The organism is Pelorhabdus rhamnosifermentans (assembly GCF_018835585.1).
Taxonomy (GTDB): Bacteria; Bacillota; Negativicutes; order UMGS1260; family UMGS1260; genus Pelorhabdus; species Pelorhabdus rhamnosifermentans.
The window spans coordinates 75,599-81,598 of the sequence record NZ_JAHGVE010000023.1; the positions used below are offsets into that span (position 1 = coordinate 75,599).

A 6,000-nucleotide genomic window follows, 5' to 3' on the forward strand; every position below is an offset into this window, starting at 1 on the left:
CAATCTTTACTCTAAGAGTGAAAGCTAGTATTTGTTTAGTGGTTTTTGAGCAGTAAATCAACCTCGTGCTTCACATTCTCTTAAGAGTCCAAGTTATGTTTTTTTAATTTTTGATAAAATGCTGATCGGGTAATACCTAGTATTTTCGCGGCTGTACTTTTGTTGCCTCTTGTTGCTTCAAGGGCTCGATTTAAAGCCAGTCGTTCGGCATTATTCATTATTAATTCTAGATTAAATATAGTTCGATTATTCTCATCCGTTGTTAATTGATTTTTTTTCTTTAATATTGGTGGCAAGTGTTCTGCCATTAAAACAACTTCATCATCCATTAAATTGATGGTTCGCTCCAGTATATTTTCTAATTCACGGACATTGCCAGGCCAGTTATATTTATTCATTAATTCGAGCGCTTTGGGAGATATGTCGTAAACCCAATGGCCTACCTTATTACAGATTTTTCTTAGGAGCATATCACATAGTAATGGAATATCATCGATTCGTTCTCGAAGCGGAGGGATAACTAAAGAAAAAACATTCAAACGGTAGTATAAATCTTGGCGGAATTGACCTTCGTCAATCATTTTCTCTAGGTTCCTATTAGTAGCCGCGATAATGCGGATATCTAGTTTAGTAGTTTTTGTAGCGCCGACACGTTCCATCTCTCTTTCTTGTAATACTCGAAGAATTTTGACCTGCATAGAAATTGGCATTTCACCAATTTCATCCAAAAAGATGGTTCCGCCGTTGGCCAATTCAAATTTGCCGGGTTTGCCGCTTCTGCGGGCACCTGTAAATGCACCTTCATCATAGCCAAATAGTTCAGATTCAAGAAGAGACTCCGGTAATGCAGCGCAATTGACTTTGATAAATGGCCCCTGGCGTCGGGAGCTGGCAGCATGGATGGCATGAGCAAATAGTTCTTTTCCTGTACCGCTTTCACCTAAGATAAGTACAGTAGAAATGCTTTTAGCTGCTTTGAAAGCCAGCTTTCTAACCGCGTCTATTTTTTTGCTTTTGCCGATTATATCTTCAAAAGTATATTTTATGCCACAGGCTTTGCTGAATTCTTCTTTATAGAATTCTAGCTCCGAATGTAGTTTATTAAATTTGGCGGCAAGAGTATCCAGGTTTTTAGCATCCTTAAATATTACATTGCCAACGCAACCAATAATCTCATCGTTTTTGGTGATCGGGATTCTCGTTACGACACAGATATTATCGTTAATTTTTTGAAATTGCTCGACCTCGGCATTCCCACTACGGGCAACTATGTGTAGTCGAGTATTAGTAATGACCGTGGTAATATGTTTGCCAACTATTTCTTTCGGGTTTATGCCCAAAAAATAACCATAAGCTTTATTCATTCTGGTTATGAGTCCTTGTTTGTCTACAACAACAATACCTTCTTCTATGCTTTCTAAAACTGATTCTAAAGTACTCGTGAGGTTTTTTACATATTCTAATTCTGATAAAGCAGTTGCTATGGAGGTAATATCTTGAAATACGGCAACCGCCCCAATGATGGTGTTATTTTCTAATAGTGGCGACCGAGTGGTCAATATTACATTGGTTTTGACGTTCATGCGTTGATTGATTTCGGATATGCCCGTTTCTAGTACTCGCAGGAGTCCTGTTTGGGGAATCACGTCATCCACAGATCGATAAAGAGCATCTTGGGCGGTAACCCCCATGAGAAATTCAGCGGTGTTATTGATTGACAAAATGTATCCTTGATTATCAATAATGATAACTCCATTATAAATAGAGTTAATCAAGGTACTTAATTCTTTGGTAATAAAGGTTGAATCATGTAGTTTGATATCTTTTGGCATATAACGATCCCTCCTGTAAATGATAAAAAAAAAAGTTCCTATTTATCCATTAAAAAAAATAATATATTTGAATATTATGACTTATTTAGACTTTAATATCTATTAATCTCCTTTTAGTAGTATAACATATATATATATGTTGACCTTATCATAATATTATAACAATCGACAAAGTTTTTGAGCTTTTATAAATTGACGTATTGTCCGTTTCATGAATTAAACGGTCCTTGCTTAGTTGTGTTAGGTATATTCCAGTTTGTGGAGAATAGCTGCAATGACGCATAAATGTAGCTAAAATTCATTAAGACCGCTTCGAATATTAATAAAGCCGTTTTCCCTTAGCATATATGGGAAACGGCTTTATTCTTGTTGTTAAAAGTTCCTTGGCGCATGAAATCCATATTTTACTGGTAAGATCTCAAGATGTAAGAAACGTGTAAATATTTATGTACAGTTGTCCATTATTAAGGACAACAAATTTTAATAGTTAAAGTGTTTAAAATCAAAAAAATTCGTAATTTGCTTAATATTCTTTGTGTTCAGAAGTTTGGCATGGTTTATGCATTTATTCACTAACGTGTCACATTATGAGGGAAGGAGGCTTATTTTTATTGGCAAAAGTATTTCATTAGGAGGTAACGACATTGGAAACATTTGGAATTATCCTTAGCTTGTTTTTATTAATTTTTTTCGCTTATCGAGGCTTTTCGGTTATTTTGTTTGCCCCTGTTTTTGCTCTATTAGCAGCATCGCTATCAGGACTGCCACTAATGCCTGCTTATACCGAATTATTTATGGCTAAGGCTGTAGTGTACATCAAATCATTTTTCCCGGTTTTTTTACTTGGCGCCGTATTCGGCAAACTTATGGAAGACACAGGCTTAGCAAAAGGCATTGCTGGTGCCATAATTAAGGGTCTAGGTAAAGAAAGAGCTATTCTCTCGGTAGTGCTTGCTGGCGCTGTTTTAACCTATGGCGGCATAAGCCTGTTCGTTGTTGTGTTCGCGGTTTATCCATTTGCCTCAGCACTCTTTAAGGAAGCGGAAATACCTAAACGCCTTCTTCCGGCAACAATTGCTCTTGGCGCTTTTAGTGCCACAATGGATGCTTTGCCTGGTACGCCCCAAATCCAAAATATTATACCTACTAATTTTTTGGGTACTACTATTTATGCGGCTCCTATTGTTGGTACCATTGGTGGAGCATGCATTTATATAGCAGGAATTCTTTGGTTGGAACATCGCCGTAGAGCGGCTGCGGCAGCCGGTGAGGGTTATGGCAATCACACTCTTAACGAGCCTGAGGTTAAAGATGACAGTAAGCTTGTTTCCTGGCAGATTGGTATACTGCCTTTAATAACTGTTCTGGTGGTAAACTTTGTTATGACTAATATGTTTAATTGGAACCCCGATATTTTGGAACCGTTTAAAGCTATGAAACTTCCACTTACTGTTGCGGCAGTAAAAAATGTTGTTAGTATATGGGCGCTTATTATTGCTTTAGTGTCTGGAATTTTTATGGCAATTGCCCTAGGTTACAAAAATCTCGGATCGACAAGTGCTTTGGCAAAGGCACTAAATGCTGGCGCAATCGGCTCACTATTGGCAATTTTAAATACAGGGTCCGAGGTGGGCTACGGCAATGTAATCGCTTCTCTGCCTGGTTTTCATTCGATAGTCGATGTTTTAACAGGCATTAATATCGGCGGATCCCCACTGGTTTCAGAAGCTGTTACGGTAAATGTTCTAGCTGGAATCACCGGTTCTGCATCCGGCGGTCTTTCCATCGCCCTGGATATCATGTCGAAAACTTGGCTGGATTGGGCTAATACTATCGGCATGTCACCAGATATACTTCACAGGGTTGCCGCAATGGCATCCGGCGGCTTTGACACGTTACCACACAACGGTGCAGTTGTTACCTTGCTTGCCGTATGTGGTTTGACTCATCGAGATTCTTATGGCGATATCTTTGTAATAACTTTGCTCAAAGTGGCTACTTGTTTTGTCGCCATCGCTCTTTACAGCCTGTTCGGAATACTTTAACGCGCTGGCTCGTCGAAGTGAATACTGATAAGGGGAGTGGAAAAAAGTGATCAAAGTAATCAATGCAACGGAAGCTGCTACCTTAATTAAAGATAGTGTTGCTGTTGCTACTAGCGGTTTTGTCGGTAATGGACATCCAGAAGAGTTGACCGCTGCACTGGAAGAAAGATTTTTGCAAGAAGGCGCTCCGCGGAATTTGACTCTCGTTTACTGCGCCGGGCAAGGTGATGGTAAAGATCGTGGTCTTAATCATTTTGGTTATGAAGGTATGATCAAACGCGCCATAGGTGGTCACTGGAACTTCGCTCCAAAACTGGGGAAGTTAGCAGTTGAAAATAAAATTGAGGCCTATAATTTTCCGCAAGGTACATTGACTCAGTGGTTTCGGAATGGAGCCGGGCGCAAACCCGGTGTCATTACCAAAGTAGGCCTGAATACTTTTGTCGATCCACGAGTGGAAGGTGGAAAGATTAATAACGCAACAAAAGAGAATTTAGTTGAAATCATTGAACTAAGCGGAGAAGAATGGTTGTGGTACAAGCCCTTTCCAATAGATGTTGCACTGATACGCGGCACAAGTTCTGATGAGAAAGGTAATATAACCATTGAGCATGAGGCTGTTTCATCGGAAATATTGTCGATTGCTCAAGCGGCAAAAGCATCAGGTGGTATTGTTATCGTGCAGGTGGAACGAATTGTAGCAAACGGTACGTTACATCCGATGAATGTAAAAGTTCCAGGCATTATTGTTGACTATGTTGTGGTCGCAGACAATGCGAATAATCACATGCAGACTTATGCTGAACAGTATAATCCAGCCTATTCTGGTGAAGTTCGTATTCCGCTGTCATCCATTGCCCCCATGCAGCTCAATGAGCGAAAAGTTATCGCTCGCCGTGCAGCAATGGAACTTATTCCTGACGCTGCAGTGAACCTTGGCATTGGCGTTCCTGAAGGAGTGGCATCGGTTGCAAACGAAGAAGGGATAGGCGACACGATGACTTTAACGGTGGAAGCGGGTCCGATTGGCGGTGTATCTGCTGGGGGACTGAGCTTTGGCGCGGCAATCAATGCGGAAGCGATCATTGACCAACCTTACCAGTTCGATTTTTATGACGGTGGTGGTTTGGATTTGGCGTTTTTGGGTTTGGCTGAAACAGATGAGCAGGGAAATATTAATGTTAGTAAATTCAAAGGGCGAGTGTCTGGCTGCGGTGGATTTATTAACATTACGCAGAATGCCAAACGCGTAATCTTCTGTGGCACGTTTGTTGCCGGCGGTCTAAAAGTCCGAGTGGGCGACGGTAAATTATCGATAGTAAACGAAGGCAAGTACAAAAAATTTCTGAAGCATGTGGAACAGATCACATTTAGCGGAAAATATGCCATAAGTGTCAAACAACCGGTTATGTATATTACTGAGCGCGCGGTATTTGAACTGGTAGAAGAAGGCATGATGCTCACTGAAATTGCTCCCGGCGTTGATTTAGAAACAGATATTTTGTCCTTGATGGACTTTAAACCGATTATTTCACCTAATCTCAAAACAATGGATGCCTGTATTTTCCGCGATGAACCCATGAATTTAAAAAATAGAATTTTTTAGAGAATGAGAGGGATGTACTAATGAAAGAAGTCGTAATTGTTAGTGCCGTACGTACTGCTGTAGGAAGTTTTAACGGAGGACTAGCGTCTTTTAGTGCCGTTGATCTAGGTGCACTAGTCATTAAAGAAGCAATACAGCGTGCGGGTATTAAACCAGAAGTAGTCGATGAAATCATTATGGGGAATGTTCTTCAAGCAGGTTTAGGTCAAAATCCGGCTCGGCAGGCTGCTGTGAAGTCGGGTGTTCCTGTAGAAATTCCTTCTTTTACAATTAATAAAGTCTGTGGCAGTGGACTGAAGGCTGTCAATCTTGCCGCACAATCCATTTTAGCGGGTGATGCCGATGTGGTTGTTGCAGGCGGCATGGAAAGTATGACAAATGCTCCTTTCTTATTGAATAAAGCACGTTGGGGCTATCGCATGGGCAATAACAAAGTCGTGGATGAAATGATTCAAGACGGACTGTGGTGTGCTTTTAATGATTATCATATGGGAATTACAGCAGAAAATGTTGCTGA

The 6,000-nt window shown here is 40.5% G+C and carries 4 protein-coding genes; 3 read left to right on the plus strand and 1 reads right to left on the minus strand.

The features are described from left to right. Nucleotides 1–80: 80 nt before the first annotated feature. Nucleotides 81–1,832: a sigma-54 interaction domain-containing protein gene (locus Ga0466249_RS20610; protein WP_215831377.1), complete on the minus strand. Its 1,752-nt coding sequence runs from the start codon at nucleotides 1,830–1,832 to the stop codon at nucleotides 81–83. A gap of 644 nt (nucleotides 1,833–2,476) precedes the next feature. Between Ga0466249_RS20610 and Ga0466249_RS20615 the strand changes: the two genes are divergently transcribed. From Ga0466249_RS20615 to Ga0466249_RS20625, 3 genes are all read left to right on the plus strand, one after another. Then, nucleotides 2,477–3,877 carry a GntP family permease gene (locus Ga0466249_RS20615; RefSeq protein ID WP_215831378.1) on the plus strand — a complete coding sequence of 467 codons (1,401 nt, stop codon included), beginning with the start codon at nucleotides 2,477–2,479 and terminating at the stop codon, nucleotides 3,875–3,877. A 46-nt stretch (nucleotides 3,878–3,923) separates the two neighbouring features. Beyond that, nucleotides 3,924–5,483 (plus strand): acyl CoA:acetate/3-ketoacid CoA transferase, encoded by a 1,560-nt coding sequence (locus Ga0466249_RS20620; RefSeq protein WP_215831379.1) that lies wholly within the window; start codon nucleotides 3,924–3,926, stop codon nucleotides 5,481–5,483. 20 nt (nucleotides 5,484–5,503) lie between these two features. Beyond that, nucleotides 5,504–6,000, plus strand: a 497-nt coding sequence (locus Ga0466249_RS20625) for a thiolase family protein (protein ID WP_281422685.1), incomplete at its 3' end; no start/stop codon positions are given.

Bases quoted from the DNA above. Each gene is read 5' to 3' on its own strand.
- Ga0466249_RS20610 (WP_215831377.1), bottom strand. From the start codon at position 1,832: ATGCCAAAAGATATCAAACTACATGATTCAACCTTTATTACCAAAGAA.